This is a genomic window from Enterobacter ludwigii (assembly GCA_023023105.1).
Classification (GTDB): Bacteria; Pseudomonadota; Gammaproteobacteria; order Enterobacterales; family Enterobacteriaceae; genus Enterobacter; species Enterobacter adelaidei.
Genome location: CP083824.1, coordinates 512,274 through 535,998 on the forward strand (window position 1 = coordinate 512,274; position 23,725 = coordinate 535,998).

Below are 23,725 nucleotides of genomic sequence, written 5' to 3' on the forward strand. Positions count from 1 at the left end.
CAATGCGAATATTTGTCTACGGCAGTTTACGAACCAAGCAAGGCAACAGTCACTGGATGACCAATGCCCTGCTGCTGGGGAATTACAATATCGAGAACTACCAGTTGTACAGCCTGGGCCACTATCCAGGCGCGGTTCCCGGCGAAGGAACAGTACAGGGTGAAGTTTATCGTATTGATAACGCGACACTTGCCGAACTTGATGCCTTGCGCACCAGGGGCGGTGAATACGCGCGCCAGTTGATCCAGACGCCGTACGGAAGCGCGTGGATGTATGTCTACCAGCGTCCGGTCGAAGGGTTAACGCGGATTGTAAGCGGTAACTGGTTAGACAGATACCAGTACTGAAAAACGACAACGCCACCGAAAGGTGGCGTTGTTTTTTGTGGGCTAAACGGCTTCCCGACGCAGCTTGAATATCTGCACCGATTCCAGAAGCTGTTCCGCCTGGCGATGCATTGCCTGCGCCGCGGCGGAAGATTCTTGCGACAAGGTCGCATTTTGCTGTGTTGCCGTATCCATATGCGTGACGGCCACATTGACCTGATCGATCCCGGTACTTTGTTCGTGGCTGGCATGAGAAATTGCCTCAATCAGTTCACTCACCTTGCTGACGCTGTGCAGAATATCCGCCATCGCTGCGCCGGCTTGCTGCACCTGGCCATTCCCCTCGTCAATGCGGTTAACGGAGCGGTCGATCAGAACGCGGATATCTTTGGCGGCGGCGGCTGAACGTTGCGCCAGGGCGCGCACTTCTGCTGCAACGACGGCAAAACCGCGGCCTTCAGTTCCCGCGCGCGCCGCTTCAACAGCAGCGTTAAGTGCCAGGATATTGGTCTGGAAGGCGATACTGTCGATCATGCTGATGATGGAGTTGATCTCGCTGGAGAAATTATGAATTTCACTCATGGTGTGCATCGCACGTTCAACGGCCTCTTCGCCCTGGCGGGCTACCTGACGGGCATTACGGGCAAGATCGCTGGCAGTGCGTGAATGTTCTGCGTTGCTTTTCACGACCGATGTCAGCTCCTCCATGGATGCTGCAGTCTGTTCCAGTGCACTGGCCTGCGCTTCGTTGCGGGAAGAAAGCTCATGACTACCGCTGGCAATCTGCGCTGATGCGGTGGCGATGGTTTCGGTACCCTTACGTACTCCAGAGACAATACGCGTGAGGTTTTCATTCATCTCCTGCAGAGCGCGCATGAGCTCAGCCGTTTCATCTCGACCGGCCACGGTAAAGCGGGACTGCAAATCACCGGCGGCTACGGTACGCGCTATCGTGACGGCTTGTGCCAGCGGAAGAGTAATGCTGCGAATCAGCCACCAGGTAACTAGCATCCCGGCCGCCAGCGTGAGGGCCATTGCCAGCAACAGCATCCATTTTGTCTTCTGATACTGCTCCTGATTGCGGGCGATGGTCTGCTGGTGAATAGTCTCGGCATGCTGCAATGTACGGGCCACGACGTTGTCGATCATTTTTGTCGGCTCGCGGTCAATCCCTGTAACCTGCTTGTCCACGCGCTGGGCGCTGGTGGGATCTCCCACCTGGTAGGTAGCCAGTGCCGCCAGGTATTTCTGTTCGAGGCTGGCGTGGATGTCGCGCGTTGCCAGCACTTGTTGATTATCCATGCCAATTTTCGGCAGAAGCTCACTTAGCCGGGTCAGCAGTGTCTGCGTGTTCTGACTTTCTGCAACAAAGGCCTTTTTGTATTTATCGAATGCTTCTTGCCCCTGCGCGCCACGAATCAGGGTGTTTTTCCACTCCTGGACCTGGATCTTGAATTGCACCTGAGCATTGCGTGCAGTATCTATGCTGCTGGTAATGGTTTGTTCCATCGCCATAATCTGTTCGTTCTGCGCCTGGCTGTCGCTGTTGATCAACAGGCCACGCAGACCAATAAAAAGTGTTGCAAGCAGCAGAAGTGACGCCAAAAGGCCCAGTCGCTGCCCAATTGTGAGTGTGTTGAGTTTCATGATTTCCTGTTATATGAAAAAGCGATTGCGCTCATATCACGGGAGGTATCGACCGTCGGCAGGGAGACTTTAAGAAGAAAAGTGGGGATAAGGCAGGTAAAAAGCGATATCTAATTAATATTATGAGACAAAATCTCTTTATGACGTTTTTGTGACAGTTCAGAGAGACAAAAAAGCCCCGACTTGCGGGGCCTTAATATCAGCAGTAAGAATTACTTCTTAGCAGCGCGTTCGAAAGAGGCGATGATTTCTGCTTTCGCCGCTTCTGCGTTGTCCCAGCCGTCAACTTTAACCCACTTGCCTTTTTCGAGGTCTTTGTAGTGCTCGAAGAAGTGAGTGATCTGCGCTTTCAGCAGCTCTGGCAGGTCGTTCACATCTTTGATGTGATCGTATTCTTTGCTCAGCTTGGTGTGCGGTACCGCAACCAGCTTCGCATCTTCACCGGATTCGTCGGTCATTTTCAGCACGCCAACTGGACGGCAGCGAATGACGGAGCCTGGCTCCAGTGGGTATGGCGTTGGGACCAGTACGTCAACCGGGTCACCGTCCAGAGACAGGGTGTGGTTGATGTAACCGTAGTTGCACGGATAGAACATCGCGGTAGACATGAAACGGTCTACGAACAGGGCGCCGCTCTCTTTGTCCACTTCGTATTTGATAGGATCTGCGTTAGCCGGGATTTCGATTACTACGTAGATATCTTCTGGCAGTTCTTTACCCGCTGGGACGTTGAGTAAGCTCATGTCGGTGTCCTTTAAAATGGATGGTAAACAAGTGGCAGGTATTATAGCCAACTCGCGCTGAATGTCTTCGCCTGTTTTCGCCTTCTCTCACCGCTAACCCCACTTTTCAGACCGATTCCATGACAGAAAAATCCATAAACTCAGCTGCATTTTTCATGGTGAAATGAAAGCGATTACAAACTTGTGATTAACGTTTTATTCACTTTCCCGAAGTGTGATGTAACGCAATTCGTTACATATTTCATTGGCTATAGTCATTTCGCAGAACATCTTTTCACCAACAATAATCCCCCTACGAGGACGTTCATATGTGGAAGCGCTTACTCCTGGTCACAGCAGTTTCGGCAGCCATGTCGTCTATGGCGATGGCCGCCCCTTTAACCGTAGGTTTTTCGCAAGTCGGCTCTGAATCCGGCTGGCGAGCAGCAGAAACCAACGTTGCAAAAAGCGAGGCCCAGAAACGTGGTATCACCCTGAAAATTGCCGATGGTCAGCAAAAGCAGGAAAACCAAATCAAAGCCGTGCGTTCGTTTATTGCCCAGGGCGTTGATGCCATCTTTATTGCGCCTGTCGTCGCGACGGGCTGGGAACCTGTCCTGAAGGAAGCGAAAGACGCTGAGATCCCGGTTTTCCTGCTCGATCGTTCCATTGATGTCAAAGACAAATCGCTCTATATGACCACCGTCACGGCCAACAACATTCTTGAAGGACAGTTGATTGGTGACTGGCTGGTGAAACAGGTGGATGGCAAGCCGTGTAACGTCGTTGAGTTGCAGGGCACCGTTGGCGCGAGCGTGGCCATCGACCGTAAGAAAGGGTTTGCTGAGGCTATCGCTAAAGCACCAAACATCAAGATTATCCGCTCTCAGTCCGGTGACTTCACGCGCAGTAAAGGCAAAGAGGTCATGGAGAGCTTTATCAAGGCTGAAAACAACGGCAAGAACATCTGCATGGTTTACGCCCACAACGATGACATGGTGATCGGTGCGATTCAGGCCATTAAAGAAGCGGGTCTGAAGCCGGGCAAAGATATCCTCACCGGCTCAATCGACGGCGTGCCAGACATCTACAAGGCGATGATGGACGGCGAAGCGAATGCCAGCGTGGAGCTCACGCCGAACATGGCGGGTCCGGCATTTGATGCGCTGGAGAAATTCAAGAAAGACGGCACGATGCCTGAAAAACTGACCATCACCAAATCCACACTCTACCTTCCTGACACAGCAAAAGAAGAGTTAGAGAAGAAGAAAAATATGGGTTACTGATCCAGTGTAATTGCCGGGTAGCGCTACGCTTACCCGGCCTACGATTTGTGCCGGAGGCGTAAATATGAACTCGGAACAACATCAGGAAATCCTCCGCACAGAGGGCTTGAGTAAATACTTTCCTGGCGTAAAAGCGCTGGATAACGTTGATTTCAGCCTGCGGCGCGGTGAGATTATGGCGCTGCTGGGTGAGAACGGAGCAGGGAAGTCGACGCTGATTAAAGCCCTGACCGGCGTCTATCATGCCGATCGCGGCACTATCTGGCTGGAAGGCAATGCCATTTCGCCAAAAAATACCGCTCACGCCCAGCAGCTTGGGATCGGGACGGTCTATCAGGAAGTGAACCTGCTGCCGAACATGTCGGTGGCGGATAATCTGTTTATTGGCCGTGAACCACGACGCTTTGGCCTGCTGCGCCGCAAGGAGATGGAGGCGCGGGCGACAAAGCTGATGGAATCCTACGGCTTTTCTCTTGACGTTCGCGAGCCGCTGAACCGCTTTTCCGTTGCCATGCAGCAGATCGTCGCGATTTGTCGCGCTATCGATCTCTCCGCAAAAGTACTGATCCTCGATGAGCCCACCGCCAGTCTCGATACCCAGGAAGTGGAAATGCTCTTTACCCTGATGCGCCAGCTGCGCGATCAGGGCGTGAGCCTGATCTTCGTGACTCATTTCCTCGATCAAGTGTATGAAGTGAGCGATCGCATTACGGTACTGCGTAACGGCAGTTTTGTCGGCTGTCGGGAAACCCGTGAATTACCACAGATTGAACTGGTCAAAATGATGCTCGGGCGCGAGCTGGAGACCAACGCGCTCCAGCGCGCCGGTCGCACGTTGCTGAGTGATAAACCCGTCGCGGCTTTCAGTGATTTCGGCAAAAAAGGGACTATTTCACCGTTTAACCTGGAGGTTCGTCCTGGCGAAATTGTCGGTCTGGCCGGATTGTTAGGCTCCGGACGAACAGAAACCGCCGAAGTCATCTTTGGAATTAAGCCAGCAGACAGTGGCACCGCATTAATCAAAGGCAAACCGCAAACGCTGCGATCGCCGCATCAGGCCTCGTGTCTGGGCGTTGGCTTCTGTCCGGAAGACAGAAAAACGGACGGTATTATTGCCGCCGCCTCGGTGCGGGAGAATATCATTCTGGCGTTACAGGCGCAGCGAGGCTGGCTGAGGCCAATCCCACGCAAAGAGCAAAACGCCATTGCGGAACGCTTTATCCGCCAGCTTGGCATTCGTACCCCGAGCGCAGAACAACCTATTGAATTCCTTTCAGGGGGTAACCAGCAGAAGGTCTTGTTGTCGCGCTGGCTGCTGACCAAACCCCAGTTCCTGATCCTCGATGAACCGACGCGCGGGATTGACGTCGGCGCGCATGCTGAAATCATCCGGCTTATTGAAACGTTGTGTGCGGACGGCCTGGCGCTGCTGGTCATCTCGTCTGAGCTGGAGGAACTGGTGGGGTATGCCGATCGCGTTATCATCATGCGCGATCGTAAACAGGTGGCAGAGATCCCGCTGGATAAACTGTCCGTTCCGGCGATCATGAATGCCATCGCGGCGTAAGGAGTGAATTGTGATGTCTCGTTCGCTTTCGCAAACAGGGGAGTCAAAGCGCCGCTTCAACTGGCCAACCGGCACACCGCAAATCGCGGCACTGCTGGTGGTACTGTTGGTTGACAGCCTTGTCGCGCCGCATTTCTTCCAGATTATTGTCCAGGATGGCCGTCTGTTTGGCAGCCCGATCGATATTTTGAACCGTGCGGCGCCGGTGGCGCTGCTGGCGATTGGCATGACGCTGGTCATTGCCACTGGCGGGATTGACCTCTCCGTCGGCGCGGTGATGGCTATCGCCGGGGCTACGGCAGCCTCAATGACCGTGGCCGGGCACAGTCTGCCGGTGGTGCTGCTTGCCGCCTTAGGCACTGGCGTACTCGCCGGGCTGTGGAACGGTATTCTGGTGGCAGTCCTCAAGATCCAGCCGTTTGTCGCCACCCTGATTTTAATGGTCGCCGGGCGCGGTGTGGCGCAGCTGATCACATCCGGGCAGATCGTCACCTTTAACTCTCCGGGCCTGGCGTGGCTTGGCAGCGGAAAACTGCTGTTCTTCCCGACTCCGGTGATCATTGCCCTGGTGACGCTGGTGGTGTTCTGGCTCTTTACCCGCAAAACGGCACTGGGCATGTTCATCGAGGCCGTCGGGATCAACATTCGTGCCGCGCGCAACGCCGGGGTCAATACCCGGTTGATGGTGATGCTGACCTACGTGCTGAGCGGCGTCTGCGCCGCCATCGCCGGGGTCATCGTCGCGGCGGATATTCGCGGGGCCGATGCCAACAACGCGGGACTCTGGCTGGAGCTGGACGCGATCCTCGCGGTGGTGATCGGCGGCGGGTCTTTGATGGGCGGGCGCTTTAACCTGCTGCTCTCGGTGATTGGCGCGCTGATCATTCAGGGAATGAACACCGGGATCCTGCTTTCGGGGTTCCAGCCGGAACTCAACCAGGTGGTGAAAGCGGTGGTCGTGCTCTGTGTGCTGATCGTCCAGTCGCCGCGCTTTGTCAGCATCATTAAGGGGATCCGTGGCCATGATAAAACGTAATTTGCCGCTAATGATCACGCTGGGCGTGTTTGTGCTGGGTTATCTCTACTGTCTGACCCAGTTCCCGGGGTTTGCCTCCACGCGTGTGATTTGCAATATCCTGACCGATAACGCTTTTTTAGGCATTATCGCCGTCGGGATGACCTTTGTGATCCTTTCCGGTGGGATCGATCTCTCCGTTGGTTCGGTGATCGCATTCACCGGCGTGTTTCTTGCGAAGGCGATCGGTTTCTGGGGGATCTCACCGCTGGTGGCTTTCCCGCTGGTGCAGGTGATGGGGTGCGCGTTTGGTGCCTTTATGGGGCTACTGATCGATGCGCTGAAAATCCCGGCTTTTATTATTACCCTCGCCGGGATGTTCTTCCTTCGCGGCGTGAGTTATCTGGTGTCGGAAGAATCTATTCCGATTAACCATCCGATTTACGATACGCTCTCCAGCCTGGCGTGGAAAATACCCGGCGGTGGTCGTTTGAGCGCGATGGGGTTACTGATGCTCGGCGTCGTGGTGATTGGTATTTTCCTTGCGCATCGCACTCGGTTTGGCAATCAGGTTTACGCCATTGGCGGCAACGCCACGTCGGCAAACCTGATGGGGATCTCCACCCGCAGTACAACTATACGCATCTATATGCTCTCAACGGGTCTGGCGACGCTGGCGGGGATTGTCTTCTCGGTTTATACCCAGGCGGGTTATGCCCTGGCAGGTGTAGGGGTGGAACTGGATGCTATTGCCTCGGTGGTGATCGGTGGAACCCTGCTCAGTGGTGGCGTGGGGACGGTGCTGGGAACGCTGTTTGGCGTAGCAATCCAGGGCCTGATACAAACCTACATTAACTTTGACGGCACGCTCAGCTCCTGGTGGACCAAGATCGCCATCGGCATTTTGCTGTTTATTTTTATCGCCCTGCAACGTGGTCTGACGGTGCTCTGGGAGAATCGTCAAAGCTCGACGGTTACACGCGTAAACACATCAGTAACAGAGCGATAACACGCTGAATTTGCTTAAAGTCTAAACATTTTCCGGTAGCGGCCGATACTCTTTTTTTATGCCCAGAAATATCTCGCTACCGGAAATAATATCATGCTTAAAACGCTATCGATTCGTACCGGCTTGCTCTCTTTACTGGCCGTTATGACCCTTCTGCTGCTGATTGTCAGCGGTATTGGCATTTATGCCCTCACACAGAGTTCTTCTTCACTACAGCGCATCAACCACCTTCAGGGTGAGCAGATGGTGCAGCTTAATTCCGGCTATACGCTGATCCTCCGCGCCCGCAATGAGGCGGGTCAGGCCGTCCGAATGATGGAAATCGGCATGCTGGATGATGCGGCCAAATCGGTAAAAAATATCAATCAGGAAGTCACCCTGGCTCAGAAAACGCTGAAAGGCGTGATTGATGGTGGCGTGGCCGATGAGCAAGGCCAACAACTGCTTGATAAAGTGGCGGCCAGCCTCGCGACGTACAACCAGCAGGGGATCAACCCGATGCTGAAAGCGCTGAACGAACAGAGCGCGGACAGCTATTACGACCTACTGGAAAACAAGCTGATTCCGGTGGCCTCCCGGTTTGATAACGATATGCAGGCCTTCCAGAAATGGAGTGAAGCGCGCGGCAAAGCGGAAGTGAGTGCCGTGCAGTCCAGCAAAAATCGGGTACTGATCCTGATCGTGGTGGCGGCTCTGCTGACGGCGGGCATTATTGTGCTGGCCTGGCTGGTACTGCGCCACATGTTGCTCAAACCGCTCTCGACCTCTATTGCTCAACTGGAGAATGTGGCAGCAGGCGATTTGACCCACACGCTGAATCCACCGGCAAGCCAGGAGTTTAATCGCTTGAATGCGGCAATCGAAGAGATGCGCCATTCGCTGATGAACTCGGTTCTGCGGGTACGTGATGCCAGCTCGCAAATTGATACCGGCAGCCGTGAGCTGACGGCGGGGAACAGGGATCTTGCTGAGCGTACGGAATCGACCGCCACGTCGCTGGAGCAGACCGCCGCCAGCATGGAACAGATCACCGCGACGGTGAAACTCAACGCCGACAATGCCGAGCAGGCTCACCAGCTGGCGAAATCGGTGTCAGACACGGCCGATCACGGCAGCGAAATGGTCTGCTACGTCATTGAAAAAATGCGTGATATCTCCGGCAGTTCGGCACGTATCGCGGACATTCTCAGTGTTATCGACGGTATTGCCTTCCAGACCAATATCCTCGCGTTGAACGCCTCCGTGGAAGCGGCGCGCGCGGGTGAGCAAGGACGCGGGTTTGCCGTCGTCGCGGGCGAAGTGCGAAACCTTGCCAGCCGCAGTGCCGATGCAGCGAAAGAGATCCGAGCGCTTATCAGTGATTCCCAGACCCACGTCAGCGAGGGCAGTGAACTGGCCCAGCAGGCTGGCGAAACCATGGATGAGATCGCAACCGAAGTGCTGCGCATGACGAAACTGATGCGTGAAATTGCGACTGCGTCCCAGGAGCAGAGTCGCGGTATTGAGCAGGTGAATATTGCGGTGAATCAGATGGATGAGACTGCGCAGCAGAATGCGGCGCTGGTACAGCAATCCTCCGCCGCGACTCGCTCCCTTGAGGAGCAGTCGCGCCAGCTGATGGAAGCCATGTCATCATTCAAGCTGTCGGCTCAGACTGCAGCATAATATTATCCAGCCCCGGTGCATGATGTGCCGGGGTTTTATTCTTCCCTGAATTTACTTCAGCAATATTATCGTGAATATTACCCACTAACATTTCCAGTGCGCTGGTTAAGGCTAACGCATTTTCCGTCGGCTCAAGATATAAACCTTTGCGGAAAAATAGCGGCTCATCAAACAGTTGATTAAAGCGCTTCAACGCCAGACTGACCGCTGGACGGGACATCTCCAGGCGCAAAGAGGCTTTTGCCATGCTGCCGCAGCGGACAACTTCAATAAATACCGGGATAAGATTTAAATCAATGCCGGTATTAGCACGGGAATAATTTTTCATTGCGATTTTGCTCCACGAAATATTTGCCAAACTGTTATGGAAATAATGCAGGAGCAGTGATGAATATTAAAGCGTGTTTTTTATAAACACTTATACGGTTAAATATATAAATGACCAGGGGAGCCGGATGGGCTCCCCTGAGGAAAGGTATTACGCGTCCGGATACTCACGAATAAAACGTTCAACGTCTTCAACCATATGGTTGTTGCCGACGAAGAACGAACGGCGCTGGTGAAGGCTTTCTGGCACGATTTCCAGAATACGATCTTTACCGTCGCTCGCCTTGCCGCCAGCCTGTTCGGCCAGGAACGCCATCGGGTTGCATTCGTACAGCAGGCGCAGTTTCCCGTCCGGGTGGCTTGCAGTGCTTGGGTAGAGGTAGATACCGCCTTTCAGCAGGTTACGGTGGAAATCCGCGACCAGAGAGCCGATATAGCGGGAGGTGTAAGGGCGCTGAGTGGCTTTATCTTCTTCCTGGCAGAATTTGATGTACTTCTTCACGCCGTTCGGGAATCGGATGTAGTTTCCTTCGTTGATGGAGTAGGTGTTGCCCTTCTCCGGGAAGCGCATACGTTCCTGGCTCAGACAGAAAACGCCCAGTGAAGGATCGTACGTAAAGGCGTGAACCCCACACCCGGTGGTATACACCAGCATGGTGGAGGAGCCATACACGACGTAACCGGCAGCAACCTGATTAATGCCCGGCTGCAGGAAATCTTCTTCGGTCACCGGCGTGCCAACAGGCGTGACGCGGCGGTAGATGGAGAAAATGGTACCGACAGAAACGTTAACGTCGATGTTAGAGGAGCCGTCCAGCGGATCCATCAGAACAACGTATTTAGCGTGTTCACACCCGTCGAAAACAACAATTTCATCTTCTTCTTCGGAGGCGATACCCGCCACGATGTCGCGCGCGCGCAGTGCAGCTTTCAGTTTTTCATTTGCGAACAGATCGAGTTTCTGTTGAACCTCGCCCTGAACGTTCTCGGCACCGCTGGCACCCAGGATATCGACCAGACCGGCCTTGTTGATATCACGATGGATGATCTTAGCGCCCAGCTTTATTGCCGACAGCAAAGCAGTGAGTTCACCCGTAGCATGAGAAAACTCGTGCTGCTTTTCGACAATAAATTCACCTAACGTTTTCATAACACTTTCCCTGCATCTTTGTGAGTAGAGCGATTGTATGTTCACTAAAACGACTAAAGCCCAACAATCTTAACAAATATTCAAATAGTAGCGCAGTGGTGAATCGCGCCAGCAGTATACGGATTTACCTGAAATGCATTTCACAGCCGCTAACATGTGAGTAAAATGTGCGCCACATTGAAGAGGGATAGTGACGTATGCGCATTCATATATTGGGGATTTGTGGCACTTTCATGGGCGGACTGGCAATGCTGGCGCGCTCGCTGGGCCATGAAGTGACAGGTTCGGACGCCAATGTGTATCCGCCAATGAGCACACTTCTGGAGAAACAGGGCATCTCTTTGATTCAGGGCTACGATGCCAGCCAGCTGGATCCTGAACCGGATCTGGTGATCATTGGTAACGCCATGACGCGTGGGAACCCGTGTGTTGAGGCGGTGCTGGAACGCAATATTCCGTTCATGTCCGGCCCACAATGGCTGCATGATTTCGTCCTGCGTGACCGCTGGGTGGTTGCTGTTGCCGGAACGCACGGCAAAACCACGACCGCCGGTATGGCGACCTGGATCCTTGAAGCCTGTGGCTACAAGCCGGGCTTCGTGATTGGCGGTGTGCCGGGTAATTTCGATGTTTCTGCGCGCCTGGGTGACAGCCCGTTCTTTGTGATCGAGGCCGACGAATATGACTGCGCGTTCTTCGACAAGCGTTCCAAGTTTGTTCACTACTGCCCGCGCACGCTGATCCTCAACAACCTTGAGTTCGACCATGCGGATATTTTTGACGATCTGAAAGCGATTCAGAAACAGTTCCACCACCTGGTGCGCATCGTTCCGGGCCAGGGACGCATCATCCTGCCGGAAAACGACATCAACCTGAAGCAGACCATGGCGATGGGCTGCTGGAGCGAACAGGAGCTGGTGGGCGAGCAGGGCCACTGGCAGGCGAAAAAACTCAACGCCGATGCCTCCGAGTGGGAAGTCCTGCTCGACGGGGAAAAAGTGGGTGAGGTGAAGTGGGGTCTGGTGGGCGAGCACAACATGCACAACGGCCTGATGGCGATTGCTGCTGCACGCCATGTGGGTGTTCTGCCTGCGGATGCGGCCAATGCTCTGGGTTCGTTTATCAACGCCCGTCGTCGTCTGGAACTGCGTGGTGAAGCCAATGGCGTCACGGTGTATGACGATTTCGCACACCACCCAACGGCCATTCTGGCAACGCTTGCCGCCCTGCGTGGCAAGGTCGGCGGCACAGCCCGTATTCTGGCGGTGCTGGAGCCGCGCTCAAACACCATGAAAATGGGCATCTGCAAAGACGATCTCGCGCCGTCGTTAGGCCGCGCCGATGAAGTCTTCCTGCTGCAGCCGCAGCATATTCCGTGGCAGGTGGCGGAAGTGGCTGATGCCTGTATTCAGCCTGCGCACTGGAGTGCGGATGTGGATGCGCTCGCGGATATGGTGGTGAAAGCCGCTCAGCCTGGCGACCACATTCTGGTGATGAGCAACGGCGGTTTTGGTGGCATCCACCAGAAGCTGCTTGATGGTCTGGCGAAGAAAGCCGAGGCCGCAGAGTAAAAAAGAGCCCGGTGGCGCTAGCGCTTACCGGGCCTGCATTCTTTTCTCCCTCGCCCCTATGGGGAGAGGGGATTACTCTTCGTTCTCTGACAGCTCGCGCAGATACTGGAAAATCAGGCGCGCGGACTTCGGCGGCTTATTCCCTTCTTTCTCTTTCTTCGCGTTGCGGATCAATGAACGCAACTGCTGGCGGTCGGCGTCTGGCCACAGATTTAAGACTTCCGGTACCGCGTCATCACCCTGTTCAATCAGACGATCGCGGATCTGCTCCAGCTTATGGAACAGTGCAACCTGCTGGTTATGGCGGTTTTTCAGCTTGTCCAGCGCCTGGCGGATCGGATCAACGTCGCGCTGACGCAGCATTTTACCGATAAGCTGAAGCTGGCGACGACGGCCTTCTTTTTTGATTTTCTGTGCCAGTTCAATGGCATCACGCAGATCCTGGTCGAGCGGGATCTTATCCAGCGCGTTTTTACCCAGTTCTACCATTTCTGCGCCAAGCTGTTTTAACTCTTCGGCGTCACGTTTAATTTCACTTTTACTGACCCAGATGATCTCATCATCTTCGTCTTCGATGTCATCACCGGGAACGTCGTCGAGCCAGTCTTCGGGCTGCTTAGTCATGTCAGGCTCCTTAAAAAAAGAGGCTAATGTTACCAGTTAAGACGCGCACTGAAAAACGGTTCTCTGTTAGACTTCAGTTAACTCTCTCTTACAGTATGGCATTTGCGATGAAAGTAACCTCACAAGTTGAAGCGCAGCGTAAGATTCTGGAAGAAGCCGTCTCCACCGCGCTGACGCTCGCTTCAGGTAAATCAGATGGCGCCGAAGTGGCGGTCAGCAAAACCACCGGCATTAGCGTGAGCACCCGCTATGGCGAAGTGGAGAATGTAGAATTCAACAGTGATGGCGCGCTTGGCATCACGGTGTATCACCAGAATCGCAAAGGCAGCGCGTCATCGACCGATCTCAGCCCGGATGCGATTGCTCGTACGGTGCAGGCGGCGCTGGATATCGCCCGTTATACCTCCCCAGATCCTTACGCCGGCGTGGCTGATAAAGATCTGCTGGCGTTTGACGCCCCGGATCTCGATCTTTTCCACCCGGCAGAAGTCACCCCGGACGAGGCGATCGAGCTGGCGGCGCGTGCCGAACAGGCTTCTTTGCAGGCGGATAAACGCATCACCAATACCGAAGGCGGCAGCTTCAACAGCCACTACGGTATCAAAGTGTTCGGCAACAGCCACGGCATGTTGCAGGGCTACTGCTCAACCCGTCATTCACTCTCCAGCTGCGTCATTGCCGAAGAGAACGGTGATATGGAGCGTGACTACGCCTACACCATTGGCCGTGCGCTCGGTGATTTGCAGTCTCCGGAGTGGGTGGGTAAAGAGTGTGCCGAACGCACGCTGTCACGCCTGTCACCGCGCAAACTCTCCACCATGAAAGCCCCGGTGATTTTTGCCAATGAAGTGGCGACCGGCCTGTTTGGTCACCTGGTCGGGGCCATTGCCGGTGGCTCTGTGTACCGTAAATCAACCTTCCTGCTCGACTCACTGGGCAAGCAGATCCTGCCGGAATGGCTGACCATCGAAGAACACCCGCATCTGCTGAAAGGACTGGCCTCCACACCGTTCGACAGCGAAGGCGTGCGCACGGAACGTCGCGACATCGTCAAAGACGGCGTGCTGACCCAGTGGCTGTTGACCAACTACTCCGCGCGCAAGCTGGGGCTGAAAAGCACCGGTCACGCGGGCGGTATCCATAACTGGCGTATCGCCGGACAGGGCCTCAACTTTGCGCAAATGCTCAAAGAGATGGGCACCGGTCTGGTGGTGACCGAACTGATGGGCCAGGGCGTAAGTGGTATTACCGGGGATTACTCTCGCGGTGCGGCGGGCTTCTGGGTGGAAAACGGCGAAATCCAGTATCCGGTAAGCGAAATTACCATCGCCGGAAACCTGAAAGATATGTGGCGCAATATTGTTACGGTCGGTAACGATATTGAAACACGTAGCAATATACAGTGTGGTTCTGTACTTCTGCCGGAAATGAAAATCGCCGGCCAGTAATACCCGTAAAGGCGTTTTAATAATAAAAAAGGAAGTGAGCAATGCGTAAACATCTGTTAGCGATCGTCGCGGCTTCAACGCTGGTTATTGGCTCTTCTGCGTTTGCTGCCGATCTTGAAGAAGACATGGGCACCCTCGGTCAAAACCTGAAGGTGGTGCAGAAAACCGACAATGCGGCGGAAATGAAAGACGCACTGACCAAAATGCGTGAAGCGGCGCTGGACGCCCAGAAAGCGACACCGCCGAAGCTGGAAAGCAAAGCGGCAGACAGCGCGGAAATGAAAGATTACCGCCACGGTTTTGATATCCTGAGCGGCCAGATTGACGGTGCGCTGAAGCTGGCGAACGAAGGTAAAGTGAAAGAGGCGAAGGCGGCGGCCGAGCAGTTCGTGACCACCCGCAATACCTACCACCAAAAATACCGCTAACAGAGACTGCATCTGACACAACAGCAAGGCGAGGGCGAAATGCCCTCGCTTTTTTTATGCGTCGTAATAAGTAAACCCTATTGCTGTCACATTTCTGCGACTCCCTTGCCAGATGTTTTCGTTTTCTTCCTTGCCGTTTTGCCAATGGATTGCGTGATATTCATCACGTAAATCCAGCGAATTGTCATTATTCACCGCATTTATGTGGCACAGATCACTGCTGCGGCTCGCCTTTCCACTTCGAAGTGGAAAACAACTCGCTACAAACATTTCCCACCCAACGTTAGTTTTATTCCAGAGCCATTAACGGGGTAAGACGAGTGATTAACGGAGCGGTAATGAACGACGTTGGGGATCAGGCGAAGCAAACAGAGCAGCTCGCTAACACCATGCTGCAGCAGGTTTATGACCTGCTGGCCCGGCACAACATCATCCCCAACGCAGTACAGGAACAGATGCTGACCTCCCACGTTCGCGCAATGGCGCACCGGTCGGTGACCGGCGAGCCGCTGCCGGAGGTTGAAGCGGAGCTGTTTGACGAAATTTCACCGGATTCAATGCGGCTCGCCCGTGAAGTGGTCGCGCAGTTTGGCAATCTTCCTGATGAAGAAGCCTGGCTGCTCTCCGTTCACTTTGAAGTCGCAAAAGACAACCTTTAAGGAGCAATACATGGAACAGATTACAGTCGTGATTGGCGATCGCCTGGGTAAAGGTCAGAAAGTGGCTGCAGGTGTGGAAAAAGCCGGTGGACGCGCGGTTGTCGTACCGGGTATGGCGGCAGACATGAAGCTGGGCGACGTCATGAAAGCGGAAAACGCCACCTTCGGCATCTCCTTCTGCGGCAGCGGCGGCGCGGGTGCCATTACTGCACAAACCAAATATGGCTACAAGGCCAAATACGGTATGCGTTCAGTGGAAGAGGGCGTGACCGCTATCAACGAAGGCTGCAACGTGCTGGGCTTTGGCTTTATGGATAAAGAAGAGCTGGGCGAGCGTCTGGTACAGGCGTGGCAGAAGAAATACGGCGCATAAGCATGAAAGAACAATTCACGACCACGGTGAGAGTGAAGGGGAAAGGCGACGCCAAAGCGCGCGCCTTTGCCGATGCGCTCAACCACGTTCAGGCCGCGGTGATGAAAGCGTCACCGCATATCTTACTGCGTATTGAGCCACAGGATGTGCAGGTCGTTCAGGCGCAAGAAGCGGTGCGTAAAGAAGCGTTTCTGTTCTTCTTTTTGCGCCGGGAAAGACGGACCTACAGCGTGGAGCTGGATGTGACCGTCAACGTGACCGCCATCAATCTCGATCGGGTGGATTTCGTCACGCAACGCTGATTATTCATAAAAGGGCAGACTGATGTTCTTAATTATATTAATAAAATCGCTCATCATTGGCGGCCTGGTAGGCGTCGGTGTCGGAGCCGGGGCTGCACGCATGTTTCATGCGCCTACCACACAGGGTATGGGCGCGTTTCGTACGTTGGGAGAACTGAACTCCTGCGAAGGGGATCCGGCTTCTCACTTCTCCTTTGGGTTAGGCTTCTTCTTTAACGCCTGGGCCTCTTCCGTGGCCGCAGGTGCCTTCACACAGGACGTAGACCACCGCATCATCCCGAACTGGGGTGCTGCTGCACTGATGATCAAAAACCGCAACGTCGGCGAAACGCTGCATGATCCCCGCAAAATGGCGATTGCCTGCGGCATCATCGGCATGATTGTCGTCACCTTCCTTAACTTGACTGCCTCGTCTGTTCCGGCCGCACTGCAGGTCACCGCCGTGAAGGTACTGGTACCGGCGGCAAACCTGCTGGTGAATACCGTGATGCCGGTGATCTTCTGGCTGGCGGCCATCGACGCGGGCAAAAAGTCGGGCTTCTGGGCCACCATTTTCGGCGGCGCGGCGCAACTGATTATGGGGAACGCCGTACCGGGCCTGGTACTGGGGATCCTGATCGGTAAAGGCGTCGAAGAGAGCGGCTGGAACCACGTCACCAAAGTGATGATGGCGGCTATCGTCCTGCTCTTCGTGCTGAGCGGTTTCTTCCGCGGCTTCGACATGAAGATGATCGAATCCTTCCATCTGACCGTGCCGAACTGGCTCGATATGATCCACAACTCGCTCAGCGGTAAATAACAGGAGCCTCTAAATGGAACAGAATAAAGGTTTTTGGTATGCCGACTGGTCGTTCCCGATCTTCGTTGGCCTGCTCTCCTCCGGCGTGTTCGCCGGTACGCACATGTACTACCTCTACGGCATTGGCGCGTTCAACGAAGTGGCCTTCGTGGCGATGCTGAAAGCGGGGATTGATACCGGCGTGTACGGCGCGGTGGCGGCATTCGGTGCGAGCTTCCTGTTCGCCCGTATTATCGAAGGCTCGCTGGTCGGTATTCTCGATATCGGCGGGGCGATCCAGACCGGCGTGGGCCTCGGTGTCCCGGCGCTGCTGCTGGGCGCGGGCATCATGTTCCCGGTGACCAACTTCATTGCCGCGCTGATCACCGGCCTGGTGATTGGTCTGGCGATTGGCTACGTCATCATCCTGGCGCGCAAGTTCACCATCAACCAGAGCAACTCCACCTACGGAGCGGACGTGATGATGGGCGCGGGTAACGCCTCCGGTCGCTTCCTCGGGCCGTTGATTATCCTCAGCGCCATGACTGCCTCCATTCCTATCGGTGTCGGTTCACTGGTGGGCGCGCTGCTGTTCTACATCTGGCAGAAACCGATTACCGGTGGCGCCATCCTCGGCGCAATGATTTTGGGCTGGCTGTTCCCGGTCGCCCTTTAATACCCACGGGCGCTCCGGCGCCCGTCTTATCAGGAGATCCTCATGTTTGATTTACTCCTGCGCCGTGCGCGCCTTGCCGACGATACCCTGACCGATATCGCCATTCAGGACGGGAAAATCGCGGCGTTGGGCGAGATTACTGCCCCTGCCCGTAAAACGGTTGAATTGAACGGCGATGTGTTCGTCAGCGCAGGCTGGATTGACTCCCACGTTCACTGTTACCCGAACTCGCCGATTTATCACGACGAACCAGACAGCGTAGGTATTGCTACTGGCGTCACCTCCGTGGTGGATGCAGGCAGTACCGGCGCGGATGACGTGGACGATTTTTACGAAATCACCCGCAAAGCCTCAACCGACGTCTTTGCCCTGCTGAACATCTCCCGCGTGGGGCTGATAGCCCAGAACGAACTGGCCAACATGGCGAATATTGATGCAGATGCCGTGAAGCAGGCGGTAAAACGCCACCCGGATTTCATTGTCGGCCTGAAAGCGCGTATGAGCAGCAGCGTGGTGGGTGAAAACGGCATTACGCCGCTGGAGCGCGCCAAAGAAATTCAGAAAGAGAACGGCGACCTGCCGCTGATGGTTCACATTGGCAACAACCCGCCGAACCTCGACGAAATTGCCGAACTGCTGAGTTCCGGCGACATCATTACCCACTGCTACAACGGCAAACCCAACCGCATTCTGACGCCGTCCGGCGAACTGCGAGCGTCCATTACTTCTGCGCTAAAACGCGGCGTGCGGCTGGACGTCGGCCACGGCACGGCGAGCTTTAGCTTTGAAGTGGCAAAACGCGCCATCGCAATGGGCATTCTGCCGCACACCATCAGCTCGGATATCTACTGCCGTAACCGCATTAATGGCCCGGTAGGGTCGCTGGCGAGCGTGATGTCGAAATTCCTCGCCATCGGTATGTCGCTGCCGCAGGTGATTGACTGCGTGACCGCGAACGCCGCCGACGGCCTGCGCCTGGCGCGTAAAGGCCGCATTCAGGCGGGTCTCGACGCCGACCTGACGTTGTTCACCATTAAGCGCCAGCCAACGGTATTAACCGATGCCGAAAACGACAGCCTGCAGGCTGAACACATTTTGGTGCCGCTTGCCGCGATCCGCGCGGGCAAGGGCTACATGACAGAACAAGGGAGCACGGAACATGCCTTCGATTTATGAGAAATACCACTTAAAGCAAGTCATCAACACCTCTGGCCGCATGACGGCGCTGGGTGTCTCCACGCCGCGCCCGGAGGTGGTGCAGGCGGCGATGGACGGCATGAATCACTATTTCGAGATGAAGGATCTGGTCAACAAAACCGGTGAATACATCGCGAAACTGCTGGATGTAGAAGGCGCGACAGTGGTTTCCTGCGCGTCAGCAGGGATTGCCCAGTCCGTGGCGGCAGTGCTGGTAAAAGACAGCGACTGGCTGCTGGAAAACCTGCACGTCACGCCCGTTGAGAACAACGAGATCGTGCTGCCGAAAGGCCATAACGTGAACTTTGGCGCGCCGGTAGGCACGATGGTCGCACTGGGCGGCGGTAAGCTGGTGGAAGCGGGCTATGCCAACGAATGCTCAGCCGATCAGCTGGCGGCGGCGATTACCCCGCGCACGGCAGCGATCCTCTACATCAAATCTCACCACTGTGTGCAGAAAAGTATGCTCAGCGTAGAACAGGCGGCGGTTGTGGCACGTAAGCACGGCCTGCCGCTGATTGTCGATGCGGCGGCGGAAGAAGATTTGCACGTTTACTACCGTTCCGGTGCAGACCTGGTCATTTACAGCGGCGCGAAGGCGATTGAAGGGCCAACCAGTGGTCTGGTGATCGGCAAAACCCAGTACGTTGAATGGGTGAAACGCCAGACGGCAGGCATTGGCCGTGCGATGAAGGTCGGCAAAGAGGGCATTCTGGGCCTGACCTGCGCCATCGAACATTACCTCACGGCAACCAAAGAGAGCGGCGAAGAGATGGTGGCGAAGATGACGCCGTTTATCGAGGCGCTCAACACCCTGAACGGCGTGACGGCACGCGTGGTCTGGGACAGCGCCGGGCGCGATATCGCCCGCACCGAAATTAAGTTCGATGAAGCGACAACCGGCGTCGGCACCGGGGATTTGGTAGCGAAACTCAAGCAGGGTGACTACGCCATTTACTTCCGTGGCTACAAGGCCAACGAAGGGATTATCGAAGCGGACGTGCGCAGCGTGAATGCTGACCAGCTAAACATTGTTTACCGCCGCATTAGCGAAGTATTAGGACAGGAGAAAAACGCATGAAACTGACCCCCAACTTTTACCGTGATCGCGTCTGCCTGAACGTGCTGGCGGGCTCTAAAGCCAATGCCAGCGCCATTTACGAAGCGGCAGAAGGTCATGTGCTGGTGGGCGTGCTCTCCAAAAATTACCCGGATGTGGCAAGCGCCGTTGCTGATATGCGTGAATACGCTCAGCTTATTGATAACGCGCTGTCCGTTGGCCTGGGGGCGGGCGATCCGAACCAGTCGGCGATGGTGAGTGAAATTTCCCGCCAGGTGCAGCCGCAGCACGTGAACCAGGTCTTTACCGGCGTAGCAACCAGCCGCGCGCTGTTGGGACAAAACGACTCCGTGGTCAACGGTCTGGTTTCTCCAACCGGAACCGTCGGCATGGTGAAAATCTCTACCGGTCCGCTGAGCAGCGCGGCACCGGACGGTATCGTTCCGGTGGAAACGGCAATTGCTCTGCTGAAAGATTTTGGCGGTAGCTCCATTAAATATTTCCCGATGGGTGGCCTGAAATGCCGTGATGAGTACAAAGCGGTGGCGGAAGCCTGCGCGCGTCACGACTTCTGGCTGGAGCCAACCGGCGGTATCGATCTGGAAAATTACGAAGAGATCCTGCAGATCGCCCTGGACGCGGGCGTGAGCAAAATCATCCCGCATATCTACAGCTCGATTATCGACAAAGCCAGCGGCGATACGCGCCCGGAAGATGTGCGCACGTTGCTTGCGATGACGAAAAGGTTAGTTAAGTAGTCCCTAACCCTAACCCTAACCCTCTCCCACCGGGAGAGGGGATAATGATCAGGAGCCACCATGCACACCCGTAACCTGCTTGTTGCTTCACTCTCTCTGCTTGCTACTTCCGCTGTTGCCCAGACTCATTACGCCTGGGTGGGAACCTATAATCCTAACGGTGAAGGGCTGTACCGTTTTACCGTCGATCCGCAAAGCGGTGCGCTTGCGGATAAAACGCTGGTCAGCACGTTGCCGAATGCTGCACAGCTTACCGTCTCGCATGATGGCAAAACGCTCTATCTGGCGAGTGAAGTAGAGCAGGGCGTGGTGCAGGCGCTGCGGGTGAATGACAACGGTGAGCTGAGTGAGCTCAATCAGGTGGCTTCCGGTGGCGCAGGGCCGGTTTACCTTTCGCTGACGCCGAATGGTCGCCATCTGCTGGTGGCAAACTACGTCAGCGGAACGATTGCCGTTCTGCCGGTCAAAGCCGATGGCAGCCTGGGTGATGCCACGGACAAACATCAGGATCAGGGCGAACCGGGTGCGGCGAAGCCGGAAGCCGCTGCGGAGGGCAGTTTCGCTATCAGCGATCATAACGGGCCTCATGCACACATGATCGCCGCCGATCCGAGCGGAAAATACGTGTTTTCAACCGATCTGGGGCTGGATCGCATCTATCAGTATCGCTTAGACGATCGAAGCGGAAAGCTGACGCCTAACGATCCACCGTTTATCAACGCCTCCTCGAAAGGGGCCGGGCCGCGCCACTTTGTCTTTACGCCAAAAGGCGATGCTCTGTGGTTGATTAACGAAGAGGCGTCTACGCTGACTCACTATACTGTGGATGCAAACGGCAGCCTGAAAGAGGGCAAAACGCTCTCCGCCCTGCCGAAAGGTTACAAAGGCACCAGTTTTGCTGCAGGTCTGGCGTTAAGTGCGGATGGTAAGCAACTGTATGTGGCTAACCGTTTGCATAACAGCATCGGGCACTTTACCGTAACAGCGGAAGGCACGCTGACGCATCAGGATGATGTCTGGACCCGTGGTGACTACCCGCGCACCCTGACGCTCGATAAACAGGGGCGTTGGCTGTACGTCATGAATCAACGCAGCGATAACATTACCCGTTTCCGCGTGGCGCAGGACGGCAAGCTCAGCTTTGAGCCAGACTATACGCCGGTCGGTAGCCCATCTCAGATGGTCATTTCACCCTAAGCCGTAAGAGGACAACGACGTGCGATTTCCGAATCAACGTTTAGCGCAACTTTTCGATCTGTTGCAAAACGAGACGCTGCCGCAGGATGAACTGGCGCAGCGGCTGTCGGTTTCCACGCGAACCGTCCGCGCTGATATCACGGCCCTGAACGCGCTGCTGGCGAGCCACGGCGCGCAGTTTATTCTGAGCCGGGGGAATGGTTATCAGCTTAAAATTGATGACGCCGAGCGTTATCAGCAATTGCAGGCCTCCCACCCGCGCGCGCTGCGTATTCCCCGAACCGGGATGGAGCGCGTGCATTATCTGGTGGTGCGTTTTCTTACCTCGGCATTTTCTCTCAAACTTGAGGATCTGGCTGACGAGTGGTTCGTCAGCCGCGCCACGCTGCAAAGCGACATGGCGGAAGTGCGCGAGTGGTTCCACCGTTATAATCTGACGCTGGAAACCCGACCGCGCCATGGTATGAAGCTGTTTGGCAGCGAGATGTCGACCCGTGCCTGTCTGACGGACTTGCTCTGGGAGCTGGCACAGCAGGACAGTCTGAACCCGTTGGTGACCGACGTGGCGCTTAATGCGGGTGTGGCAGAACAGATGGTGCCTGTACTGCACGATGCGCTAACACGCCACCATATCCGCCTGACCGACGAAGGTGAGTTGTTCCTTCGCCTGTACTGTGCGGTATCGGTACGTCGTATCAGCGAAGGCTATCCACTGCCGGAATTCCATGCTGAAGATGTGGAAGAGAACGTGCGTGACGCCGCGAAAAATATCGCAGTGTCCATTCAGCATCTGGCGGGCAAAACGCTTTCGCCGTCGGAAGAGAGCTGGCTTTGCGTACACATTGCCGCGCGGCAGATCCAGGAGATAGCACCCAGCGCGATCAACGCTGACGACGACGAAGCGCTGGTCAACTACATCCTGCGTTACATCAACACCCACTATAACTACAACCTGCTCAGCGACGAGCAACTGCACGCGGATCTGCTCACGCACATTAAAACCATGATCACCCGGGTGCGGTACCAAATCATGATCCCCAATCCGCTGCTGGAAAACATCAAGCAGCACTACCCGATGGCGTGGGATATGACCCTCGCGGCGGTGTCGAGCTGGGGCAAATACACGCCGTATGTGATCAGCGAAAACGAGATCGGCTTCCTGGTGCTGCACATCGGCGTCGGGCTGGAGCGTCACTACAACATTGGCTACCAGCGCCAGCCGCGGGTGCTGCTGGTGTGCGACGCCGGGAATGCGATGGTGCGTATGATTGAGGCGGTGCTTCAGCGCAAATACCCGCAGATTGAGGTGACGCGCACGCTCACCCTGCGCGAGTACGAGCTGGCGGAAATGATTAGCGAAGACTTTGTGATCGCCACCGCCCGCGTCAGTGAAAAGTCGAAACCGGTGGTGATGATCGCCCCATTCCCGACCGATTATCAGTTAGAACAGATCGGCAAGCTGGTGCTGGTGGACCGCACCCGCCCGTGGATGCTGGATAAATACTTCGATGCAGCCCATTTCCGCATTATCGACACGCCCGTTGATCAGCAAACGCTGTTCCGTGAACTGTGCGCGCAGCTTGAAAGCGAGGGGTTTGTTGGCGCGGAGTTCCTGGATTCGGTCGTCGAGCGTGAAGCCATCGTCAGCACCATGCTCGGCGATGGCATTGCGCTGCCGCACTCACTCGGCCTGCTGGCGCAAAAAACGGTGGTCTATACCGTGCTGGCTCCGCACGGCATCCCGTGGGGCGACGAAACCGCACACGTCATCTTCCTGCTCGCCATCAGCAAAAGCGAGTACGAAGAGGCGATGGCGATATACGATATCTTCGTCACCTTCCTGCGTGAACGGGCGATGTCGCGGCTCTGTAGCTGCGGAGATTTTGCCGAGTTTAAGGCAGTGGCGATGGAGAGTTTGAGCCGGTTTTGAGAGGCGTTAT

Annotated in this window: 24 protein-coding genes; 19 read left to right on the forward strand and 5 right to left on the reverse strand. The window is 55.4% G+C overall.

Annotated features, from left to right (window positions below):
• Positions 1-2: 2 nt before the first annotated feature.
• Positions 3-347 carry a gamma-glutamylcyclotransferase gene (locus tag LCD46_02405; GenBank protein ID UOY71214.1) on the forward strand — a complete coding sequence of 115 codons (345 nt, stop codon included), beginning with the start codon at positions 3-5 and terminating at the stop codon, positions 345-347.
• Positions 348-389: 42 nt separating this feature from the next.
• On the opposite strand, the gene LCD46_02410 is transcribed toward LCD46_02405, so the two are convergent.
• Both LCD46_02410 and ppa read right to left on the reverse strand, forming a co-directional pair.
• Positions 390-1,973, reverse strand: a complete 1,584-nt coding sequence (locus LCD46_02410; protein UOY71215.1) for a methyl-accepting chemotaxis protein — start codon at positions 1,971-1,973, stop codon at positions 390-392.
• Between the two features lie 212 nt (positions 1,974-2,185).
• On the reverse strand, positions 2,186-2,716 hold the full coding sequence (gene ppa, locus LCD46_02415; protein ID UOY71216.1) for an inorganic diphosphatase: 531 nt from the start codon (positions 2,714-2,716) through the stop codon (positions 2,186-2,188).
• Between the two features lie 308 nt (positions 2,717-3,024).
• Here ppa and ytfQ point away from each other — a divergent pair, with 308 nt between their 5' ends.
• The 5 genes from ytfQ to LCD46_02440 all read left to right on the forward strand — a co-directional run bounded on the left by ytfQ (position 3,025) and on the right by LCD46_02440 (position 9,237).
• Positions 3,025-3,981, forward strand: coding sequence for a galactofuranose ABC transporter substrate-binding protein YtfQ (gene ytfQ, locus LCD46_02420; protein UOY71217.1), 957 nt, complete (start codon positions 3,025-3,027; stop codon positions 3,979-3,981).
• 64 nt (positions 3,982-4,045) lie between these two features.
• Positions 4,046-5,548 carry a sugar ABC transporter ATP-binding protein gene (locus LCD46_02425; GenBank protein UOY71218.1) on the forward strand — a complete coding sequence of 501 codons (1,503 nt, stop codon included), beginning with the start codon at positions 4,046-4,048 and terminating at the stop codon, positions 5,546-5,548.
• 10 nt (positions 5,549-5,558) lie between these two features.
• A complete protein-coding gene (locus tag LCD46_02430) occupies positions 5,559-6,584 on the forward strand; it encodes an ABC transporter permease (GenBank protein ID UOY71219.1) in 1,026 nt (341 codons plus the stop codon).
• A complete protein-coding gene (yjfF, locus tag LCD46_02435; protein UOY71220.1) occupies positions 6,571-7,572 on the forward strand; it encodes a sugar ABC transporter permease YjfF in 1,002 nt (333 codons plus the stop codon). The genes LCD46_02430 and yjfF overlap by 14 nt, the downstream gene beginning before the upstream one ends.
• A gap of 93 nt (positions 7,573-7,665) precedes the next feature.
• The gene (locus tag LCD46_02440) at positions 7,666-9,237 is read left to right on the forward strand and encodes a methyl-accepting chemotaxis protein (GenBank protein UOY71221.1); all 1,572 of its coding nucleotides are present in this window, start codon (positions 7,666-7,668) and stop codon (positions 9,235-9,237) included.
• Here LCD46_02440 and LCD46_02445 read toward each other — a convergent pair.
• Entirely contained in the window at positions 9,209-9,565 is a 357-nt protein-coding gene (locus LCD46_02445) for a LysR family transcriptional regulator (GenBank protein ID UOY71222.1), read from the reverse strand. The genes LCD46_02440 and LCD46_02445 overlap by 29 nt on opposite strands.
• Before the next feature lie 150 nt (positions 9,566-9,715).
• A complete protein-coding gene (gene fbp / locus LCD46_02450) occupies positions 9,716-10,714 on the reverse strand; it encodes a class 1 fructose-bisphosphatase (GenBank protein ID UOY71223.1) in 999 nt (332 codons plus the stop codon).
• 197 nt (positions 10,715-10,911) lie between these two features.
• Here fbp and mpl point away from each other — a divergent pair, with 197 nt between their 5' ends.
• Complete coding sequence (gene mpl / locus LCD46_02455; GenBank protein ID UOY71224.1) at positions 10,912-12,285, forward strand: UDP-N-acetylmuramate:L-alanyl-gamma-D-glutamyl-meso-diaminopimelate ligase; 1,374 nt, start codon at positions 10,912-10,914, stop codon at positions 12,283-12,285.
• 72 nt (positions 12,286-12,357) lie between these two features.
• On the opposite strand, the gene LCD46_02460 is transcribed toward mpl, so the two are convergent.
• Positions 12,358-12,909, reverse strand: a complete 552-nt coding sequence (locus LCD46_02460; GenBank protein ID UOY71225.1) for a ribosome-associated protein — start codon at positions 12,907-12,909, stop codon at positions 12,358-12,360.
• Between the two features lie 95 nt (positions 12,910-13,004).
• On the opposite strand from LCD46_02460, the gene pmbA reads away from it, so the two are divergent.
• The 12 genes from pmbA to LCD46_02520 all read left to right on the forward strand — a co-directional run bounded on the left by pmbA (position 13,005) and on the right by LCD46_02520 (position 23,715).
• Positions 13,005-14,357, forward strand: coding sequence for a metalloprotease PmbA (gene pmbA / locus LCD46_02465; protein ID UOY72873.1), 1,353 nt, complete (start codon positions 13,005-13,007; stop codon positions 14,355-14,357).
• Positions 14,358-14,398: 41 nt separating this feature from the next.
• A complete protein-coding gene (gene cybC / locus LCD46_02470; GenBank protein UOY71226.1) occupies positions 14,399-14,785 on the forward strand; it encodes a cytochrome b562 in 387 nt (128 codons plus the stop codon).
• Between the two features lie 320 nt (positions 14,786-15,105).
• Positions 15,106-15,444 carry a glycine dehydrogenase gene (locus LCD46_02475; GenBank protein ID UOY71227.1) on the forward strand — a complete coding sequence of 113 codons (339 nt, stop codon included), beginning with the start codon at positions 15,106-15,108 and terminating at the stop codon, positions 15,442-15,444.
• 10 nt (positions 15,445-15,454) lie between these two features.
• The gene (locus tag LCD46_02480) at positions 15,455-15,817 is read left to right on the forward strand and encodes a hypothetical protein (protein ID UOY71228.1); all 363 of its coding nucleotides are present in this window, start codon (positions 15,455-15,457) and stop codon (positions 15,815-15,817) included.
• A gap of 2 nt (positions 15,818-15,819) precedes the next feature.
• Positions 15,820-16,119, forward strand: a complete 300-nt coding sequence (locus tag LCD46_02485; GenBank protein ID UOY71229.1) for a DUF4312 family protein — start codon at positions 15,820-15,822, stop codon at positions 16,117-16,119.
• A 22-nt stretch (positions 16,120-16,141) separates the two neighbouring features.
• Positions 16,142-16,918 (forward strand): DUF4311 domain-containing protein, encoded by a 777-nt coding sequence (locus tag LCD46_02490; GenBank protein ID UOY71230.1) that lies wholly within the window; start codon positions 16,142-16,144, stop codon positions 16,916-16,918.
• A gap of 13 nt (positions 16,919-16,931) precedes the next feature.
• Positions 16,932-17,573, forward strand: a complete 642-nt coding sequence (locus LCD46_02495; GenBank protein ID UOY71231.1) for a DUF4310 family protein — start codon at positions 16,932-16,934, stop codon at positions 17,571-17,573.
• 42 nt (positions 17,574-17,615) lie between these two features.
• Positions 17,616-18,749: an amidohydrolase/deacetylase family metallohydrolase gene (locus LCD46_02500; GenBank protein ID UOY71232.1), complete on the forward strand. Its 1,134-nt coding sequence runs from the start codon at positions 17,616-17,618 to the stop codon at positions 18,747-18,749.
• On the forward strand, positions 18,733-19,851 hold the full coding sequence (locus tag LCD46_02505; GenBank protein UOY71233.1) for a DgaE family pyridoxal phosphate-dependent ammonia lyase: 1,119 nt from the start codon (positions 18,733-18,735) through the stop codon (positions 19,849-19,851). The genes LCD46_02500 and LCD46_02505 overlap by 17 nt, the downstream gene beginning before the upstream one ends.
• On the forward strand, positions 19,848-20,588 hold the full coding sequence (locus tag LCD46_02510) for a KDGP aldolase family protein (protein UOY71234.1): 741 nt from the start codon (positions 19,848-19,850) through the stop codon (positions 20,586-20,588). Before LCD46_02505 ends, LCD46_02510 begins: the two co-directional genes overlap by 4 nt.
• Before the next feature lie 60 nt (positions 20,589-20,648).
• Positions 20,649-21,785, forward strand: a complete 1,137-nt coding sequence (locus LCD46_02515; GenBank protein ID UOY71235.1) for a lactonase family protein — start codon at positions 20,649-20,651, stop codon at positions 21,783-21,785.
• Positions 21,786-21,804: 19 nt separating this feature from the next.
• Positions 21,805-23,715: a BglG family transcription antiterminator gene (locus tag LCD46_02520; protein ID UOY71236.1), complete on the forward strand. Its 1,911-nt coding sequence runs from the start codon at positions 21,805-21,807 to the stop codon at positions 23,713-23,715.
• The last annotated feature ends 10 nt before the right edge of the window (positions 23,716-23,725 follow it).

What these genes read in the sequence shown, in the direction of transcription:
- LCD46_02440 (UOY71221.1), top strand. Translation starts at nt 7,666, where the DNA reads ATGCTTAAAACGCTATCGATTCGTACCGGCTTGCTCTCTTTACTGGCC.
- ytfQ (UOY71217.1), top strand. Translation starts at nt 3,025, where the DNA reads ATGTGGAAGCGCTTACTCCTGGTCACAGCAGTTTCGGCAGCCATGTCG.
- LCD46_02505 (UOY71233.1), top strand. Translation starts at nt 18,733, where the DNA reads ATGCCTTCGATTTATGAGAAATACCACTTAAAGCAAGTCATCAACACC.
- LCD46_02425 (UOY71218.1), top strand. Translation starts at nt 4,046, where the DNA reads ATGAACTCGGAACAACATCAGGAAATCCTCCGCACAGAGGGCTTGAGT.
- pmbA (UOY72873.1), top strand. Translation starts at nt 13,005, where the DNA reads ATGGCATTTGCGATGAAAGTAACCTCACAAGTTGAAGCGCAGCGTAAG.
- LCD46_02445 (UOY71222.1), bottom strand. Translation starts at nt 9,565, where the DNA reads ATGAAAAATTATTCCCGTGCTAATACCGGCATTGATTTAAATCTTATC.
- fbp (UOY71223.1), bottom strand. Translation starts at nt 10,714, where the DNA reads ATGAAAACGTTAGGTGAATTTATTGTCGAAAAGCAGCACGAGTTTTCT.
- LCD46_02515 (UOY71235.1), top strand. Translation starts at nt 20,649, where the DNA reads ATGCACACCCGTAACCTGCTTGTTGCTTCACTCTCTCTGCTTGCTACT.
- LCD46_02480 (UOY71228.1), top strand. Translation starts at nt 15,455, where the DNA reads ATGGAACAGATTACAGTCGTGATTGGCGATCGCCTGGGTAAAGGTCAG.
- LCD46_02460 (UOY71225.1), bottom strand. Translation starts at nt 12,909, where the DNA reads ATGACTAAGCAGCCCGAAGACTGGCTCGACGACGTTCCCGGTGATGAC.
- LCD46_02500 (UOY71232.1), top strand. Translation starts at nt 17,616, where the DNA reads ATGTTTGATTTACTCCTGCGCCGTGCGCGCCTTGCCGACGATACCCTG.
- LCD46_02510 (UOY71234.1), top strand. Translation starts at nt 19,848, where the DNA reads ATGAAACTGACCCCCAACTTTTACCGTGATCGCGTCTGCCTGAACGTG.
- LCD46_02485 (UOY71229.1), top strand. Translation starts at nt 15,820, where the DNA reads ATGAAAGAACAATTCACGACCACGGTGAGAGTGAAGGGGAAAGGCGAC.
- LCD46_02410 (UOY71215.1), bottom strand. Translation starts at nt 1,973, where the DNA reads ATGAAACTCAACACACTCACAATTGGGCAGCGACTGGGCCTTTTGGCG.
- cybC (UOY71226.1), top strand. Translation starts at nt 14,399, where the DNA reads ATGCGTAAACATCTGTTAGCGATCGTCGCGGCTTCAACGCTGGTTATT.
- ppa (UOY71216.1), bottom strand. Translation starts at nt 2,716, where the DNA reads ATGAGCTTACTCAACGTCCCAGCGGGTAAAGAACTGCCAGAAGATATC.
- LCD46_02490 (UOY71230.1), top strand. Translation starts at nt 16,142, where the DNA reads ATGTTCTTAATTATATTAATAAAATCGCTCATCATTGGCGGCCTGGTA.
- yjfF (UOY71220.1), top strand. Translation starts at nt 6,571, where the DNA reads ATGATAAAACGTAATTTGCCGCTAATGATCACGCTGGGCGTGTTTGTG.
- LCD46_02405 (UOY71214.1), top strand. Translation starts at nt 3, where the DNA reads ATGCGAATATTTGTCTACGGCAGTTTACGAACCAAGCAAGGCAACAGT.
- mpl (UOY71224.1), top strand. Translation starts at nt 10,912, where the DNA reads ATGCGCATTCATATATTGGGGATTTGTGGCACTTTCATGGGCGGACTG.
- LCD46_02495 (UOY71231.1), top strand. Translation starts at nt 16,932, where the DNA reads ATGGAACAGAATAAAGGTTTTTGGTATGCCGACTGGTCGTTCCCGATC.